Origin of the sequence: Mycobacterium sp. 050272, from assembly GCF_039023525.1 — a bacterium.
In the GTDB taxonomy this organism is placed as follows: Bacteria; Actinomycetota; Actinomycetes; order Mycobacteriales; family Mycobacteriaceae; genus Mycobacterium.
The window spans coordinates 80,968-97,322 of record NZ_JBCHKV010000008.1 but is presented as its reverse complement, the minus strand read 5'-3'; the positions used below and the strand labels follow the sequence as shown (position 1 = coordinate 97,322).

Annotated in this window: 17 protein-coding genes; 12 read left to right on the top strand and 5 right to left on the bottom strand. The window is 66.9% G+C overall.

Features of this window, described 5'->3' with window-relative positions; all coding sequences use genetic code 11:
- Nucleotides 1-3: 3 nt before the first annotated feature.
- Complete coding sequence (locus AAHS21_RS17180; RefSeq protein ID WP_342928801.1) at nt 4-708, bottom strand: LppX_LprAFG lipoprotein; 705 nt, start codon at nt 706-708, stop codon at nt 4-6.
- Nucleotides 709-839: 131 nt separating this feature from the next.
- Here AAHS21_RS17180 and AAHS21_RS17175 point away from each other — a divergent pair, with 131 nt between their 5' ends.
- The 7 genes from AAHS21_RS17175 (at nt 840) to AAHS21_RS17145 (ending at nt 5,729) form a co-directional block, all read left to right on the top strand.
- Entirely contained in the window at nt 840-1,448 is a 609-nt protein-coding gene (locus tag AAHS21_RS17175) for a riboflavin synthase (RefSeq protein ID WP_342928800.1), read from the top strand.
- Nucleotides 1,445-1,720 carry a hypothetical protein gene (locus AAHS21_RS17170; RefSeq protein ID WP_342928799.1) on the top strand — a complete coding sequence of 92 codons (276 nt, stop codon included), beginning with the start codon at nt 1,445-1,447 and terminating at the stop codon, nt 1,718-1,720. The genes AAHS21_RS17175 and AAHS21_RS17170 overlap by 4 nt, the downstream gene beginning before the upstream one ends.
- A gap of 259 nt (nt 1,721-1,979) precedes the next feature.
- A complete protein-coding gene (locus AAHS21_RS17165; protein WP_342928798.1) occupies nt 1,980-2,342 on the top strand; it encodes a hypothetical protein in 363 nt (120 codons plus the stop codon).
- A 446-nt stretch (nt 2,343-2,788) separates the two neighbouring features.
- Nucleotides 2,789-4,066 carry a bifunctional 3,4-dihydroxy-2-butanone-4-phosphate synthase/GTP cyclohydrolase II gene (locus AAHS21_RS17160; RefSeq protein WP_342928797.1) on the top strand — a complete coding sequence of 426 codons (1,278 nt, stop codon included), beginning with the start codon at nt 2,789-2,791 and terminating at the stop codon, nt 4,064-4,066.
- On the top strand, nt 4,063-4,542 hold the full coding sequence (ribH, locus tag AAHS21_RS17155) for a 6,7-dimethyl-8-ribityllumazine synthase (protein WP_342928796.1): 480 nt from the start codon (nt 4,063-4,065) through the stop codon (nt 4,540-4,542). The genes AAHS21_RS17160 and ribH overlap by 4 nt, the downstream gene beginning before the upstream one ends.
- A 5-nt stretch (nt 4,543-4,547) precedes the next feature.
- A complete protein-coding gene (locus AAHS21_RS17150) occupies nt 4,548-5,009 on the top strand; it encodes a PH domain-containing protein (protein WP_342928795.1) in 462 nt (153 codons plus the stop codon).
- A gap of 36 nt (nt 5,010-5,045) precedes the next feature.
- On the top strand, nt 5,046-5,729 hold the full coding sequence (locus tag AAHS21_RS17145; RefSeq protein WP_342928794.1) for a hypothetical protein: 684 nt from the start codon (nt 5,046-5,048) through the stop codon (nt 5,727-5,729).
- Between the two features lie 8 nt (nt 5,730-5,737).
- Here AAHS21_RS17145 and AAHS21_RS17140 read toward each other — a convergent pair whose 3' ends face one another.
- Nucleotides 5,738-6,076 carry a hemophore-related protein gene (locus tag AAHS21_RS17140; RefSeq protein ID WP_090601560.1) on the bottom strand — a complete coding sequence of 113 codons (339 nt, stop codon included), beginning with the start codon at nt 6,074-6,076 and terminating at the stop codon, nt 5,738-5,740.
- A gap of 177 nt (nt 6,077-6,253) precedes the next feature.
- Here AAHS21_RS17140 and uvrC point away from each other — a divergent pair, with 177 nt between their 5' ends.
- The 5 genes from uvrC to AAHS21_RS17115 all read left to right on the top strand — a co-directional run bounded on the left by uvrC (nt 6,254) and on the right by AAHS21_RS17115 (nt 12,708).
- Nucleotides 6,254-8,218: an excinuclease ABC subunit UvrC gene (gene uvrC, locus AAHS21_RS17135; RefSeq protein ID WP_342928793.1), complete on the top strand. Its 1,965-nt coding sequence runs from the start codon at nt 6,254-6,256 to the stop codon at nt 8,216-8,218.
- Complete coding sequence (gene rapZ / locus AAHS21_RS17130) at nt 8,215-9,147, top strand: RNase adapter RapZ (protein ID WP_342928792.1); 933 nt, start codon at nt 8,215-8,217, stop codon at nt 9,145-9,147. Before uvrC ends, rapZ begins: the two co-directional genes overlap by 4 nt.
- The gene (locus AAHS21_RS17125; RefSeq protein WP_342928791.1) at nt 9,144-10,220 is read left to right on the top strand and encodes a YvcK family protein; all 1,077 of its coding nucleotides are present in this window, start codon (nt 9,144-9,146) and stop codon (nt 10,218-10,220) included. Before rapZ ends, AAHS21_RS17125 begins: the two co-directional genes overlap by 4 nt.
- The gene (gene whiA / locus AAHS21_RS17120; RefSeq protein WP_342928958.1) at nt 10,217-11,194 is read left to right on the top strand and encodes a DNA-binding protein WhiA; all 978 of its coding nucleotides are present in this window, start codon (nt 10,217-10,219) and stop codon (nt 11,192-11,194) included. The genes AAHS21_RS17125 and whiA overlap by 4 nt, the downstream gene beginning before the upstream one ends.
- Nucleotides 11,195-11,319: 125 nt before the next feature.
- Entirely contained in the window at nt 11,320-12,708 is a 1,389-nt protein-coding gene (locus AAHS21_RS17115; RefSeq protein ID WP_342928790.1) for a wax ester/triacylglycerol synthase family O-acyltransferase, read from the top strand.
- On the opposite strand, the gene AAHS21_RS17110 is transcribed toward AAHS21_RS17115, so the two are convergent.
- Genes AAHS21_RS17110 through AAHS21_RS17100 form a run of 3 tightly spaced genes read right to left on the bottom strand, consistent with a single transcriptional unit; the run spans nt 12,705 to nt 16,333 of the window.
- Nucleotides 12,705-13,961 (bottom strand): alpha/beta hydrolase, encoded by a 1,257-nt coding sequence (locus tag AAHS21_RS17110; RefSeq protein WP_342928789.1) that lies wholly within the window; start codon nt 13,959-13,961, stop codon nt 12,705-12,707. The two genes, AAHS21_RS17115 and AAHS21_RS17110, sit on opposite strands and share 4 nt — an antisense overlap.
- A complete protein-coding gene (gene fadD12 / locus AAHS21_RS17105) occupies nt 13,961-15,589 on the bottom strand; it encodes an acyl-CoA ligase FadD12 (protein WP_342928788.1) in 1,629 nt (542 codons plus the stop codon). Before fadD12 ends, AAHS21_RS17110 begins: the two co-directional genes overlap by 1 nt.
- 3 nt (nt 15,590-15,592) lie before the next feature.
- Entirely contained in the window at nt 15,593-16,333 is a 741-nt protein-coding gene (locus AAHS21_RS17100; RefSeq protein WP_342928957.1) for a lysophospholipid acyltransferase family protein, read from the bottom strand.
- Nucleotides 16,334-16,355 lie beyond the last annotated feature (22 nt).

Genomic DNA, 16,355 nt, shown 5'->3' with positions numbered 1-16,355 from the left:
TCATCAGCTGACCGGAGGCTTGGTGACGGTGACCGGTTTGCCCCAGTCCGACAGCGTGATCTGGACCGAATTGCCCTGGCTCTTCTGCAAGTTGGCCTGGACCAGCTGATGGTCACCGCTTTCCTGAATCCAGACCGTGGCCGGGAGCGGCTGGCTCGCGCTCATGCTGGGGATGACTTTGTTCACCGCATCGGGGGCGACATTTCCGCTGATCTTGATCGTGGTCTGGCCGTTGATCGTCTCGCGGTCCTCGGCCTTGGCGTTGGTGAAGTTCGCCAGCACGTTGGCCAGACCGTTGTCGGGGCTCAGCAGCACCGAGACGTCGTAGACGTCCGAGGCCTTGCCGAAGTCGCTCCACTTGTTCGGGGTGAGCGTGGCGTACAGCACCGAGTCGTAGACGACAAAGTTGGCGTCGATGTCGGAGCCCGCCATCGACAGCTGCGCATTACCCGACGCGGCGGTGCTTGGGACCGTGGTCAGGTCGCCGGTGAGCTGCTTGATCGGCAGTCCGGGAATCTTGCCCTGCGTCGACAGCACCAGGTGCACGCTCTTGACGGTCTTGGTGACTTCGGCGGACTGCTTGACCAGATTCGTGGCGTCGGGCAACGGGCCACCGCTGGGCTTCGAACCCGACGAGCAGCCCGCGATTAAGGCGGTGGCAAGGGTCAGGGAAGCGAGGACGGCCGTGAGACGGCGGCGTGTCTGCATACCGTGCATCGTAGAGGAGCGGGGTGAGCGGACTGCCGCACGCGGGGTGTCCTCGGGCCCGCGACGAGGGCGTTTCGCGTGTCGGTCGTGGCCGCTCACCAGGCAAAGCACCGGCGAATTAGCCTGATGGAATGTTCACCGGAATTGTCGAGGAACTCGGAGAGGTCACCGGCCGTGACGTACTCGCTGACGCCGCCCGCCTGACCATCCGCGGGCCCGTGGTCACGGCCGACGCGGGCCACGGGGATTCGATCGCCGTCAACGGGGTGTGCCTGACGGTCGTCGAGTTGCTCGCCGATGGCCAATTCACCGCCGACGTGATGGCCGAGACGCTGGACCGGTCCAACCTGGGCGCTCTGCAGGTCGGCAAGCGGGTCAATCTGGAGCGGGCCGCCGCGGTCAACAGCCGGCTCGGCGGGCACATCGTGCAGGGGCATGTCGACGGCACCGGCCAGGTGGTGGCCCGCACGCCGTCGGAACACTGGGAAGTGGTGCGTATCGAGATTCCCGCGGCGGTGGCCCGCTATGTCGTGGAGAAAGGGTCGATCACCGTCGACGGGATTTCTCTCACGGTTTCCGGGCTCGGCGCGCAACCGCGCGACTGGTTCGAGGTCTCGCTGATCCCGACCACGCGGGAAATGACCACCCTCGGCGCAGCCCCGGTCGGCACCGAGGTCAACCTCGAAGTCGACGTGATCGCGAAATATGTGGAGCGTTTGATGACGGCGAGAAACCAATGAGGATCGTCGCCGCGATCGGCGCCGGCGCCGTGCTGTGCATGGCGTCGGTGTGGGGCAGTGCCACCGCTGACGCCAACGCGAATCAGGAACAACAGGCGTGTGCACTGATGGACGATCCCGCCGGTCATGATTTGGGCTATCAGCCCGCCGAGTATGCCTTCATGGTGTTGCGCGGCCAGATGACGGCCGGCGACGCGCGAAACGTGATCGCGCTGGCGACCCAGGACTTCTGCCCCAATCACGTCATGGATCTGCCGGCCAGCTGGCGTTAGCGGCCAAATCCGCTGTCCCGCAAGCGAATTAGCGGGCTCGGACGGCCGGTGCAGGGCCATCGAGGGCGGGGCGACTCGCCGTTTATCGGTGATGCACCGGGTGGCAATCGCCGGAGCCCGAAGATTGCATTTTGGTAACAATAGTCACGATCCCACTACACCATGGCGACACGCCTGTTCTAAATCCCCACGCAGCCGTTTGCAGGTCCATACTCATCGCATAGGCCGGCCGCCTTTTCAACGCGAAGGAGCTGCAGAAATGTCCGTCGAAAGGTTGGCCGAGGCCGTCTACGAAGACCTCGCATTCGAAGCCGTAGCGACCCTTGCCGGCCGTAAGGCCGATGCGCAATCGCGAGCGGTGTGGAGTAAGGAAGTCAACGACACCACCCTGACGATCGTCGAGCACCGGGTGCGCGACTACACGAGTTACGAGTTGGTCGGGGACGACGGGCGCGATGTGTCGCTCGGGCGGTTTTCCAGTTACCCCGCCGCCACCGCCGCGGTGAGCAAGTGGACGCACTTCATCGAGGCCGGCGGTTCGGTCGGTCGGTGGTTGGCCCACTACGCGGTCGATTGTGGTGGCGGCGTGGTAATCCAGATGCCGGTGCGGCACACCGTTTAGCGGTTCCGGAGCAGGTCTTAGCCCGGCCGCGTGTGCACTGACGGCGTCGAGTGTGCACTCAGGGTGGCGACACGCCGAGACATCCCGCCGCCGCTGCACACCGCAAACCGTGAATGCACCCGCGTTGCCGCTCCCAGACCTTGCGGGATATCGATCGTCGTGCGCTCAACAATTCTGGTAACAATCGTCACAATGCGCGTGCTCCTCGAGGCGTGCCGGTACGCGGTCGTCGCAGGTCAGAGCGGGCGCTGACAAGCCCGAAGGCCGGCACACGCAGGCACGACGGCGCATGCTAGCCGTGGCCGCCCGCAACGCCGCGCGAACTCGCGACGTGCCATCCGTGTGGCGCCCGAAGAAGGGGCAATAACGCGGCGCCCCGCGTGGTTCATACTTGATGCAATGCGCGGACTTCGCGTGTTGCTCGGCACGACAGCAAGGCAGCACAGATGACGAGGTTGGACTCCGTCGAGAGGGCGGTTGCCGACATCGCGGCCGGTAAGGCCGTCGTCGTCATCGATGACGAGGAACGGGAGAACGAGGGCGACCTGATCTTCGCGGCCGAAAAGGCGACGCCGGAGATGGTGGCGTTCATGGTGCGCTACACCTCGGGCTACCTGTGCGTCCCGCTGGACGGCGCGATCTGCGACAAGCTGGGCCTGTTGCCGATGTATGCGCTCAACCAGGACAAGCACGGCACCGCCTACACCGTCACCGTCGATGCGAGAAACGGTGTGGGCACTGGGATTTCGGCGTCCGACCGCGCCACCACGATGCGGTTGCTGGCCGATCCCGGCAGCGTCGCCGAAGACTTCACCCGCCCCGGCCATGTGGTTCCGTTGCGGGCCAAGGACGGCGGCGTGCTGCGCCGGCCCGGCCACACCGAGGCCGCCGTCGACCTGGCCCGGATGGCGGGCCTGCAACCCGCCGGCGCGATCTGCGAAATCGTCAGCCAGAAGGACGAGGGCTCGATGGCCCAGACCGACGAGTTGCGCGTGTTCGCCGACGAACACGATCTCGCGCTGATCACCATCGCCGACATCATCGAATGGCGACGCAAGCACGAAAAGCACATCGAGCGGATCGCCGAGGCACGCATCCCGACCCGGCACGGCGAGTTCCGCGCCATCGGGTACGCCAGCATTTACGAGGAAGTCGAACACGTCGCTCTGGTCCGCGGTGACATCGCCGGGCCGAGCGGCGAGGGCGACGACGTCTTGGTGCGGGTGCACTCCGAGTGCCTGACCGGTGACGTGTTCGGCTCACGGCGATGCGATTGCGGACCCCAGCTCGACGCGGCGATGGCGATGGTCGCGCGAGAGGGCCGCGGCGTGGTGCTCTACATGCGCGGCCACGAGGGCCGCGGCATCGGCCTGATGCACAAATTGCAGGCTTACCAGCTGCAAGACGCCGGCGAAGACACCGTGGACGCCAACCTCAAACTCGGATTACCAGCCGACGCAAGGGATTACGGAATCGGCGCGCAGATCCTGTGCGACCTTGGCGTGCGGTCGATGCGGCTGCTGACCAACAATCCGGCCAAGCGGGTCGGGCTGGACGGCTACGGGCTGCACATCATCGAGCGCGTCTCGCTGCCGGTGCGGGCCAATGCCGAGAACATTCGCTACCTGATGACCAAACGCGACAAGATGGGACACGATTTGGCCGGGCTGGACGACTTCCACGAATCCGTCCATCTGCCAGGCGAATTCGGCGGTGCTTTGTGAGTGGAGGCGGCGAGCCGGAAGTCAAAGCACTCGACGCCTCCGATCTTCGCCTCGGCATCGTGGCCAGCTCGTGGCACGGACCCATCTGCGACGCGCTGCTTGCCGGCGCCCGCAAGGTAGCCGCGGACTCGGGCGTCGTCAATCCGACGGTGGTGCGGGTGCACGGGGCGGTGGAACTTCCGGTAGTGGCTCAGGAGCTGGCCCGCAACCACGATGCCGTCGTCGCCCTCGGTGTAGTGATCCGCGGCGCCACACCACATTTCGAGTATGTTTGCGATGCGGTAACCCAAGGTTTGACCCGGGTCTCGCTGGATGCCGCCACGCCGGTCGGCAACGGCGTGCTCACCACCAATACCGAGCAGCAGGCCCTGGACCGGGCCGGGCTGCCGTCGTCGGCGGAGGACAAGGGCGCTCAGGCGGCCGGAGCCGCGCTGACCGCCGCACTGACGTTGCGTGACCTGCGCGCCCGGTCGTGAGCCGGGTGTCCTCCCAGCAGGGATGGGATGTCGAACTGCGTCCGCATTGGACGCCGCTATTTGCCTATGGCGCAGCGTTTCTGGTCGCGGCGGCTCACATCGCGGGCGGCTTGCTGCTCAAAATGGGTTCCAGCGGAGTGGTCTTCCAGACCGCCGACCAGGTCGCGATGGCGGTGCTGGGACTGGTCATCGCCGCCCTCATCCTCTTGTTCACCCGACCCCGGTTGCGCGTCGGGCCCGCCGGACTCTCGGTGCGAAACCTGTTGGGAGACAGGCTAGTGGCTTGGTCAGAGCTGATCGATGTGTCGTTTCCGGCCGGCAGCCGCTGGGCTCACATCGACCTGCCCGACGACGAGTACATCCCGGTGATGGCGATCCAGTCCGTCGATAAGGACCGGGCCGTGGCCGCGATGGATTCGGTGCGGTCGCTGCTGGCCCGCTACCGGCCTGACCTGCGCGCGCACTGAACAACACGAGCGACGACATTGCCGTAGGATCGCCCGATGGCACGTCAACTGCGGGGGGCCGTCGCATCGTTGCTGATCGCGATCACGATGGGCGCGTGCACCACCTCGGTCAGCGGCCGCGCGGTTCGGGCTCCCCAGCAATCCACACCCGGTGGCCCGACGTCCGCCTCCCCGTCGCCGGCGGGGATTCCGGCACGCGACTTGCTGCTGCAGGATGGCGAAACCACGCCGTTGGGTGTGGCGAGCGCGGTCCCGGTGGGCGACACCTACTTCACTAGCGTCCAGCCGCCCGAATGCTCCGCGGCGCTGCTGTTCAAGGGTTCGCCGCTGCGCCCGCCCCGCTCCACCGACCACGCCGAATCGGAATACAAGTTCAGCGGGCCGGCGCTCTACGCCGAATCCGCCGACGTGTACGACACGAAGTTGAACTCCCACGAGGTCGTGTGGAAGGGCTTCGGCGCGGTGTCGAAGTGCCACGGCGAAGCCATCGGCCATTCGTCGCTCGGCGATTTTCGGCCGATGCGGCTAGGTTCTTTCGGCACGCCGTCGAGCGGCATCCTGGTATGGACCATGACGCGCCCGGACTGGACCTGCGACTACGGGCTGGTCGTGGTGCCGCGCATCGCGCTGCTGCTGTCGGCCTGCGACTCCAAACCCGGATTCCCGATGGCCGAGTGGGCGGCGAAACGACGAGCGCAGCTAGACAGCCGACCTGCCTGATACGGAGGTCAGTAGTTCTTGCAGCTGATCATCATCTGCCGGAAGATCGGGAACGCCTGGTCGGCTCCCGGGTTGTTCTGGATCGCCTTCAGCAGGTTCACCCGCTGGTCCGGCGTCGATGCCATGAACTGCTGCAGGAATTGCTGGTTCGGCGGCGACTGGTCCAGGTACTGAGCGGCCATCGGGTTTTCCGCGTGCACCGCCCGCATCGCCTGGTCATACGTGCAGGTCGTGTTCACCATCGGGCCGATGTCGGGGGTGGCCGATGCGATCCCCGCCCCGGCGCTCAACGACAATGCCAGGCACCCAACCCCTACGGCCAGCCCGGCCAACGGTCGTTTGCTCATTTGTAAGCTCCCTCCAGCTGTTGCCACCCACTGTAGCGTCACAAGCTAACCGGTTGCTTAGCCCGAACCGGGTGCTCCCAAACCGGCAGGCGCGTTCGCGTCGGGCGAAAAGCCGTCGATTTCCGCCACGCGATCCCGATCCGCCGCGGCCCGTTTAGCGGCTACTAGCCTGGATACGTGCCAGATCCCGCCACTTATCGTCCCGCTCCCGGATCCATTCCGGTCGAGCCGGGCGTCTACCGATTCCGGGACACGCACGGGCGGGTGATCTATGTCGGCAAGGCCAAAAGCCTGCGCAGTCGGTTGACGTCATACTTCGCCGACGTCGCCAACCTGCACCCGCGCACCCGGCAGATGGTGACCACCGCCGCCAAGGTCGAGTGGACGGTGGTCAACACCGAAGTCGAGGCGTTGCAGCTGGAGTACAACTGGATCAAGGAATTTGACCCACGTTTCAACGTCCGTTACCGCGACGACAAGTCCTACCCCGTGCTGGCCGTGACCCTCAACGAGGAATTTCCCCGGCTGATGGTCTACCGCGGCCCGCGCCGCAAGGGCGTTCGCTATTTCGGCCCGTACTCGCACGCGTGGGCGATTCGGGAGACGCTGGATCTGCTGACCCGGGTGTTCCCGGCGCGAACCTGTTCCGGCGGAGTATTCAAGCGGCACAAGCAGATCGACCGTCCCTGTCTGCTCGGGTACATCGACAAATGCTCGGCCCCCTGTATCGGCAGGGTCAGCGAGGAGCAACACCGCCGGATCGTCACCGACTTCTGCGACTTCCTGTCCGGCAAGACCGACCGGTTTGCCCGTGAGCTGGAACAGCAAATGCACGCGGCATCCGAGCAACTCGACTTCGAACGCGCGGCACGGCTTCGCGACGACATCGGCGCCCTCAAACGGGCGATGGAGAAGCAGGCCGTGGTGCTTGGTGACGGCACCGACGCCGACGTGGTGGCGTTCGCCGACGACGAGCTCGAGGCGGCGGTGCAGGTGTTCCACGTCCGCGGCGGCAGGGTCCGTGGTCAGCGTGGTTGGATCGTTGAAAAGGCCGCTGACCCAGGCGATTCCGGCGAAGAGCAGTTGGTCGAGCAGTTCCTGACGCAGTTCTACGGCGACCAGGCGGAGCTGGATGGTGCCGCCGACGAATCGGTCAATCCGGTTCCGCGTGAGGTGTTGGTGCCGTGCCTGCCGTCCAACGCAGAGGAGTTGGCCAGCTGGTTGTCCGGACTGCGTGGCTCGCGGGTCGTGCTGCGGGTACCGCGTCGCGGCGACAAGCGGGCACTGGCCGAGACCGTGCAACGCAACGCGAAAGAGGCGCTGCAGCAACACAAACTGAAGCGAGCCGGCGACTTCAACGCCAGATCCGCGGCGCTGCAGAACATTCAGGACGCGCTGGGGCTGGCCGACGCGCCGCTGCGCATCGAGTGTATCGACATCAGCCACGTCCAGGGCACCGACGTGGTGGGTTCGCTGGTGGTTTTCGAGGACGGCCTGCCGCGCAAGTCGGACTACCGGCACTTCGGAATCCGGGAAGCGGCCGGGCAGGGGCGCTCCGACGACGTCGCGTCCATCGCCGAGGTGACCCGGCGGCGCTTCCTGCGCCACCTGAGTGATCAAAGCGATCCGAATATGCTTTCCCCGGAAGGCAAATCACGCCGGTTCGCCTATCCGCCCAACCTGTATGTCGTCGACGGCGGGGCGCCGCAAGTCAACGCGGCCAGCGCCGTGCTCGAAGAGCTCGGGATCACCGACGTCGCCGTGATCGGGTTGGCCAAACGGCTGGAAGAGGTGTGGGTGCCCTCAGAGCCGGATCCGGTGATCATGCCGCGCAACAGCGAGGGACTTTATTTGCTGCAGCGGGTGCGTGACGAGGCGCACCGGTTCGCGATCACTTACCATCGCAGCAAGAGATCCAAGCGAATGACCGCCTCAGCGCTGGATTCGGTGCCAGGATTGGGAGAACATCGCCGTAAGGCGCTGGTCACTCACTTCGGATCGATAGCCCGCCTCAAGGAGGCCACCGTCGACCAGATCACCGCCGTGCCGGGTATCGGCGTGGCAACGGCCACGGCCGTCCTCGAGGCGCTACGACCGGCCGAGCAAGCCGAACCAGCCGAGCAACCGGGAGCCTCGGCATGACGAGTCACGACAGCGAGCAGCGATCGGTGCGCGCGGAGCGGGGCGACGGCCACCCGGGTGACACCGCGGGGATCGACGTCGTTCTGGTCACCGGATTGTCGGGCGCCGGGCGGGGTACCGCGGCCAAGGTGCTCGAGGACCTTGGCTGGTATGTCGCCGACAACCTGCCGCCCCAGCTGATCACCCGGATGGTGGATTTCGGGCTGGCGGCCGGCTCGCGGATCACTCAGCTCGCCGTCGTGATGGACGTGCGGTCGCGCGGATTCACCGGCGACCTCGACGAGGTCCGCAACGAATTGGCCACCCGCAACATCAATCCGCGGGTGGTGTTCATGGAAGCCTCCGACGACATGCTGGTGCGCCGCTACGAACAGAACCGCCGCAGCCACCCGTTGCAGGGGCAGCAGACGCTTGCCGAGGGCATCGCGGCCGAGCGCCGGATGCTGGCACAGGTTCGCGCCACCGCGGATCTGATCATCGACACGTCCACCCTGTCGGTACGGAGTCTGCGGGAAAGCATCGAGCGTGCCTTCGGCGGTGAAGCGAGCACCTCGACCAGCGTCACCGTCGAGTCGTTCGGGTTCAAGTACGGCCTGCCGATGGACGCCGACATGGTGATGGATGTGCGGTTTCTGCCGAACCCGCACTGGGTCGACGAATTGCGGCCACACACCGGCCAGCACCCCGCTGTGCGTGACTATGTGTTGGGCCAACCGGGGGCGGCGGAGTTTCTCGACGCTTACCATCGACTGCTATCTCTGGTTGTCGACGGCTACCGCCGGGAGGGCAAGCGCTACATGACGGTCGCGATCGGCTGCACCGGCGGCAAACATCGCAGCGTTGCGATCGCGGAGGCATTGATGCAGTTGTTGAGGGCCGACGAGCAACTGTCGGTGCGGGTGCTGCACCGGGATCTGGGCCGCGAATGAGTCCACCACAGAGCGAGGGCATCGTCGCGCTGGGCGGTGGACACGGCTTGTATGCGACGTTGTCGGCGGCGCGCCGGCTGACGCCGTACGTCACCGCCGTGGTGACCGTCGCCGACGACGGCGGCTCGTCGGGCCGGCTGCGCAGCGAATTGGACGTGGTACCGCCGGGTGATCTGCGAATGGCGTTGGCGGCGTTGGCATCTGACAGTCCGTACGGGCGACTGTGGGCGACCATCCTGCAACACCGATTCGGCGGCAGTGGTGCCCTGGCCGGCCATCCGATCGGCAACCTGCTGCTGGCCGGCCTGACGGAGGTGCTGGCCGATCCGGTCGCGGCCCTCGACGAGCTGGGGCGCATCCTCGGCGTCAAGGGCCGCGTGCTGCCGATGTGCCCGATCGCGCTGCAGATCGAGGCCGACGTGTCCGGCCTGGAGGCCGACCCGCGGATGTTCCGGGTGATCCGCGGTCAGGTCGCGATCGCGACCACCCCGGGCAAGGTGCGCCGGGTGCGGCTGCTGCCGCCGGATCCGCCGGCGACCCGGCAGGCTGTCGACGCGATCATGGCCGCCGACTTGGTGGTGCTGGGACCCGGATCCTGGTTCACCAGCGTGATCCCGCACGTGCTGGTTCCCGGGCTGGTCGCGGCGCTGCGCGCCACCTCGGCCCGCCGCGCCCTGGTGCTGAACCTGGTGGCCGAACCAGGGGAGACGGCCGGGTTCTCGGTGGAGCGCCATCTGCACGTACTGGCCCAGCACGCCCCCGGGTTCACCGTCAACGACATCATCATCGACGCCGATCGGGTGCCCAGCGAGCGTGAACGCGAGCAACTGCGCCGCACCGCGACCCTGTTGAAGGCCGAGGTCCACTTCGCCGACGTGTCCCGACCTGGTACACCTTTACATGATCCGGGCAAACTTGCGGCGGTCCTGGACGGGGTCCGAACGGGCCGCGCGGGTCCGGCAGCGCCTTCGGCGAAGGCCACCGCGGAGATTCGGGTTGACGGTGAAAGTTCGGCGACGGGCGTGAACGGACCAGCTGGCAGCGGACCAAGGGGTGACGACGCGTGGCGATGACGACCGAAGTCAAGGACGAGTTGAGCCGCTTGGTAGTGAAGTCGGTCAGCGCGCGTCGAGCCGAGGTCACCTCCTTGCTGCGCTTTGCCGGTGGGTTGCACATCGTGGGTGGCCGGGTGGTCGTCGAGGCCGAGGTCGACCTGGGCAACATCGCCCGCCGGCTGCGCAAGGACATTTTCGACCTCTATGGCTACAACGCGGTCGTGCATGTGTTGTCGGCCAGCGGGATTCGCAAGAGCACCCGGTACGTGCTGCGGGTGGCCAACGACGGCGAGGCGCTGGCCCGCCAGACCGGGCTGCTCGACATGCGGGGGCGTCCGGTGCGGGGACTGCCGGCCCAGGTGGTCGGCGGCAGCATCGGGGACGCCGAAGCCGCGTGGCGCGGCGCCTTTTTGGCGCACGGATCGCTGACCGAGCCCGGACGTTCGTCCGCGCTGGAGGTCAGCTGCCCGGGCCCGGAGGCGGCGCTGGCGTTGGTGGGAGCGGCACGGCGGCTCGGCGTCAGCGCCAAGGCCCGCGAGGTGCGCGGTGCCGATCGGGTGGTGGTGCGCGACGGCGAAGCGATCGGCGCGCTGCTGACCCGAATGGGCGCCCAGGACACCCGGCTGGTGTGGGAGGAACGCCGGATGCGCCGCGAGGTCCGGGCGACCGCCAACCGGCTGGCCAACTTCGACGATGCCAACCTGCGCCGCTCGGCACGGGCCGCCGTTGCAGCGGCGGCCCGGGTGGAGCGGGCGCTGGAGATCCTCGGCGACACCGTTCCCGACCATCTGGCCACGGCTGGCAAGCTGCGCGTGGAGCACCGGCAGGCCTCGCTGGAGGAGCTGGGCCGGCTCGCCGATCCCCCGATGACCAAAGACGCTGTGGCTGGCCGCATTCGGCGATTGCTGTCGATGGCCGACCGCAAGGCGAAGGTCGAAGGCATCCCCGACACCGAGTCGGCCGTGACACCTGACCTGTTGGAGGATGCTTAACTAGCTCCGACTGGGGGCGCCTCCCAGCCGCGCAGCGGCGAGGGCAGGCGGGGAGACTGGGGGCGCACGGTGGGATTGTTGCGGATTGCTCGACTTGATTTGCCGGCGAGGACTACGGTCATCGCATGAAGCGGCTTTCGAGCGTTGATGCGGCGTTTTGGTCTGCGGAAACTGCGGGCTGGCATATGCATGTCGGTGCCCTGGCGCTGTGCGATCCCAGCGGCGCACCGGAGTACAGCTTTGCGCGACTTCGGGAACTGCTGATCGAGCGGCTGACCGAACTGCCGCAGTTGCGCTGGCGGGTCACCGGAGCGCCGCTCGGACTGGACCGGCCGTGGTTCGTCGAAGACGAGGACCTCGACGTCGACTTCCATCTGCGCCGCATCGCGGTGCCCGCTCCCGGCGGTCGCCGCGAGCTCGAGGAACTGGTCGGTCGGCTGATGTCCTACAAGCTGGACCGGGCGCGGCCGCTGTGGGAGCTGTGGGTGATCGAGGGCGTCGAGGGCGGCCGGGTCGCGACGCTGACCAAGATGCACCATGCGATCGTCGACGGGGTCTCCGGCGCCGGGCTGGGTGAAATCCTGTTGGACGTCACGCCGGAACCCCGCCCGCCGCAACGGGAGACGGTGGGGTCGCTGGTCGGAGCCAAGATTCCGGGAATCGAGCGGCGGGCGGTGGGCGCGCTGATCAACGTCGGCGTCAAAACGCCGTTCCGGATCGCGCGACTGGTGGAGCAGACGGTGCGCCAGCAGGTCGCCGCGCTGGGTCTGACCAGCAGACCGCCGCGCTTCTTCGAGGCGCCCAAGACCCGGTTCAACGCACCCGTCTCGCCGCACCGGCGGGTCACCGGCGCCCGCGTCGAGCTGGCCCGTGCCAAGGCGGTCAAGGACGCCTACGGCGTCAAGCTCAACGACGTCGTGCTGGCGCTGGTGGCCGGCGCCGCCCGCGAATATCTACAGAAACGTGGTGAGCTGCCGGCCAAACCGCTGATCGCCCAGATCCCGGTCTCCACCCGCACCGACGCGGATAAGGACGACGTCGGCAACAAGATCAGCTCGATGACGGCATCGCTTGCCACCGATATCGATGATCCCGCTGAGCGGTTGCGGGCCATCCACGAAAGCACCCAGAGCGCCAAGGAAATGGCGGAGGCGCTGTCGGCGCATCAGATCATGGGCCTGACCGAGACGACCCCGCCCGGCCTGTTGCAGCTGGCCGCGCGCGCGTACACGGCCACCGGTCTGTCGCGAAACCTGGCTCCGCTCAACCTGGTCGTCTCGAATGTTCCCGGTCCGCCGATGCCGCTGTACATGGCCGGTGCGAAGCTGCAATCGCTGGTGCCGCTTGGCCCGCCGGTGATGGATATCGCGCTCAACATCACCTGCTTCTCCTACACGGACTACCTGGACTTCGGTTTCGTGACGACGCCGGAGGTTGCCAACGATATCGACGACATGGCCGATGCGATCGAACCGGCGCTGACCGAACTCGAGAAAGCGATCGACCTGGGCTAGTCGCGGGGTAGGTAGGTCGTCGCGTACACCCAGGACAAGAACCGCGCCACGGCTTCGGCCGACTTGTGCGCCCGCGGGGAACCGAAGATGTCGAAAGCGTGCTGAGCGTTGGGCAATTCGGCGTAGGCCACGGGTGACTTCGACACCGCCCGTAACTCCTCGACGAACTCGCGTGATTCGGCCACCGGGATGAGCGAGTCGTCGGTGCCGTGCAGCACGAAAAACGGTGGTGCGTCGGCGCGTACGTACCGGATCGGTGACGCATCGAAATAGATGTGCGAGTGGGTGCTGAGTTTGCGCTTGACCACTAGCCTTTCCAGCACCTCGACGAACTCGGCGCGCCCGGGTTCCTCGGTGGAATACCAGTCGTAACGTCCATAGAATGGCACCGCGGCCGCCACCGACGTGTCGGCATCTTCGAAGCCGGGCTGGAATTTGGGATCGTTCGGAGTCAGAGCCGCCAGCGCCGACAGATGGCCGCCGGCCGAACCGCCGCTGATGGCAACGAAATTCGGGTCGCCACCATAGGCCGCGATGTTCTCCTTGACCCACGCCAATGCGCGCTTGACGTCGACGATATGGTCGGGCCACGTGTACCGCGGAGCGACGCGGTAGTTCATCGACACGCAGATCCAGCCGCGCGAAACCAGGTGACTCATCAAGGGATACGCCTGCGGGCGGCGCCACCCGATCATCCACGCGCCGCCGGGCACCTGCAGCAGCACCGGCGCCTTGCCGTCGCGTGGTAGGTCGCGGCGGCGCCAGACGTCGGCCAGGTTGGAGCGTCCGTGCGGGCCGTAGCGCACGATATTCTCTTTCTCCACGAAGCGACGCCGTGCCCCGGTGGTGCGCAGGGGCGGGTTGCGCCGGCCCCGGCGCGTGGGCTCGGCGGGCAACGCTTTGAGTTCTTCGGTGTAGTCGGGACCGAGCTGGTCGGTCAGGGACGACTCCAGCACCGGGCCGGGCGTGGTGGCACCCCGGTAGCCGATCGCTGCCAGGATCGCCCAGGACGCGGCCGTCAACGCCAGCGCCGCTTTGCCTTTCGGTCCGGCGAAGTCTCCCCGGCGGGCGCGCCGCGCGGCATCCAGCATGGAGGCGCCGGCGTAGAGGCCAGGCACCTCCGAGGTCGGCCAGCCGAACCAGAACACCGCGATCGAGGCGTAGGGATTGCGGCTGACCGGATGGAATCCGTTGGCGGCGTTAAGCAGCTCGACGGCCGCGCGCAGCAGCGGCCTGCTTTTGAAGACGCGCATCAGCCCCCCGTACGTGATTGCAGTTCGGTCCGCAGAATTTTGCCGGTGCTGCCACGGGGCAGCTCGTCGAGAACCGAAATCTCGCGTGGCACTTTGTAGTTGGCGAGGTTGTCGCGAACGTGCTGTTTGAGCGTCTCGGGTGTGGCGGCCGAGCCGGGGCTCAGTACCACGAACGCCGCCAGTCGCTGTCCGTACTGCTCATCGTCCACGCCGATCACCGCGGCCTCGGCTACCTCCGGGTGCGCGGCAAGGGTTTTCTCCACCTCGATCGGGTAGATGTTCTCGCCGCCGGACACGATCATCTCGTCGTCACGGCCGACGACGAACAGCCGGCCGGCCTCGTCGAGATAGCCGACGTCGCCCGACGACATGAAGCCGGCGTGGAAATCCTTTGTCTTGCCCGAGGTGTACCCGTCGAACTGGGTGTCGTTGCGCACGTAGATGGTGCCGACCTCTCCGGTGGGCATCTCGTTGAATTCCGGGTCCAGGATTCGGATCTCGGTTCCGCCGGCCGGCCTGCCCGCGGTGTCGGGCGCGGCACGCAGATCCGCCGGTGTGGCCGTCGCGATCATGCCCGCCTCGGTCGCGTTGTAGTTGTTGTAGATCACGTCGCCGAACTGATCCATGAACGCGATGACCACGTCGGGCCGCATGCGCGAACCCGACGCTGCTGCGAAACGTAATGACTTGCCGCTGTAGCGGTTTCGGACATCCTCGGGCAGTTCCATGATGCGGTCGAACATCACCGGTACAACGGCCAGGCCGGTCGCCTGATGGCGGTCGACGAGTTCTAGGGTGGCCTCCGGGTCGAACTTGCGCCGGGTGACGATCGTGCAGGCCATCGACGCGGCGAAGATCAGCTGCGAGAAACCCCACGCGTGGAACATCGGCGCCACGATCACGATCGTTTCCTCCGCACGCCACGGCGTGCGGTCCAGGATCGCCTTGAGTGTGCCGATGCCAGCGCCGCCGCCAGATTGCTTGGCGCCCTTGGGACTTCCGGTGGTACCGGAGGTCAGCAGGATCATTTTGCCCTTGCGGCCGGTCCGCTGCGGATGCTGGCCGAGATGTTCGGCGATCAGCTTTTCCACGGTCAGCTCGTGTTCGCCCTCGGTCCAGGCCACGATGCGGGTGGCGTCGGGCTTGTCGGCCAGCGCGCGGTCCACCGTCGCGGTGAACTCCTCGTCATAGATGGCGATGTCGACGCCCTCACGGTTGACCACTTCGGCCATCGCGGGGCCGGCGAACGACGTGTTGAGCAGCACGACGTCGGAGCCGATCCGGTTGGCGGCCACCAACGCCTCGATGAAGCCGCGGTGATTGCGGCACATGATCCCGATCACCTGCGGCTGGCCCGACGGCAAGGCTTGCAGTGCGGCCGCCAGTGCGTTGATCCGCTCGTCGAGCTGCCGCCAGGTCAGCGTGCCGAGTTCGTCGATCACGGCGGGGCGGTCCGGGCAGCGCTGAGCGGCGCCGGCGAAACCGACCGTCATGCCCATGCCCTCGCGACGCATCGCGGCGGCCATCTTCAGGTATCGGTCGGGCCGCATCGGCGCGATCATTCGGGCGCGCCGCAACGTCGCCAAGACGCCCACGGCGTCGCGAGCTTGGTTCAGGGGAGATGGCATGGCTCAGCCCAGGATCGGGAAACGGCGCTTGGCGGCGAGGTCGTTGAGGGCTTCCTGCATCACTGAGCGCACGTGCTCGTCGACCGCGTCGATGTCGGGGTCCTCGCCGAACTGCGCGGCGATGTCGATGGGTTCCAGCACCTGCGTGACGATCTTGGTGGGTAACGGCACGTTCGGCGGAACGACGGCGCTGAGCCCGAACGGGAAGCCGAACGAGACCGGCAGGATGGCGCTGCGCAGCAACCGCTTGATCCCCAGCCGCTCGGCCAGCCAGGTGCCGCGGGTGAGGTAGAGCTGGGTCTCCTGGCCACCGATGGACACCGCGGGAACGATCGGTACGCCGGCTTCGATCGCGGTGCGGACGTATCCCTTGCGGCCGTTGAAGTCGATGACGTTCTCCGACGCGGTCGGCCGGTAGGCGTCGTAGTCACCGCCGGGAAAGACGACCACCACACCGCCGGACCGCAACGCCTGGGCGGCGTTGCGCCGGTTGGCCCGGATGTAGCCGGTGCGCCGGAACAGCCCGCCCGTCACGCCCAGGAACAGGATGTCGTGACTCAGCGTGTAGACCGGCCGGTCGTACCCGAACTTCTCGTAGAAGTCGACGCTGAAGATCGGGACATCCATCGGGAACATGCCGCCGGAGTGGTTGCCGACCACCAGCGCCCCACCGGGCGGGAAAGAGTCCAGGCCGTGCACCTCGGAGCGGAAATACCTCTTCAAGACCGGGCGCATCACGCTCATCAGGCGCTTGGTCAGGCCGGGG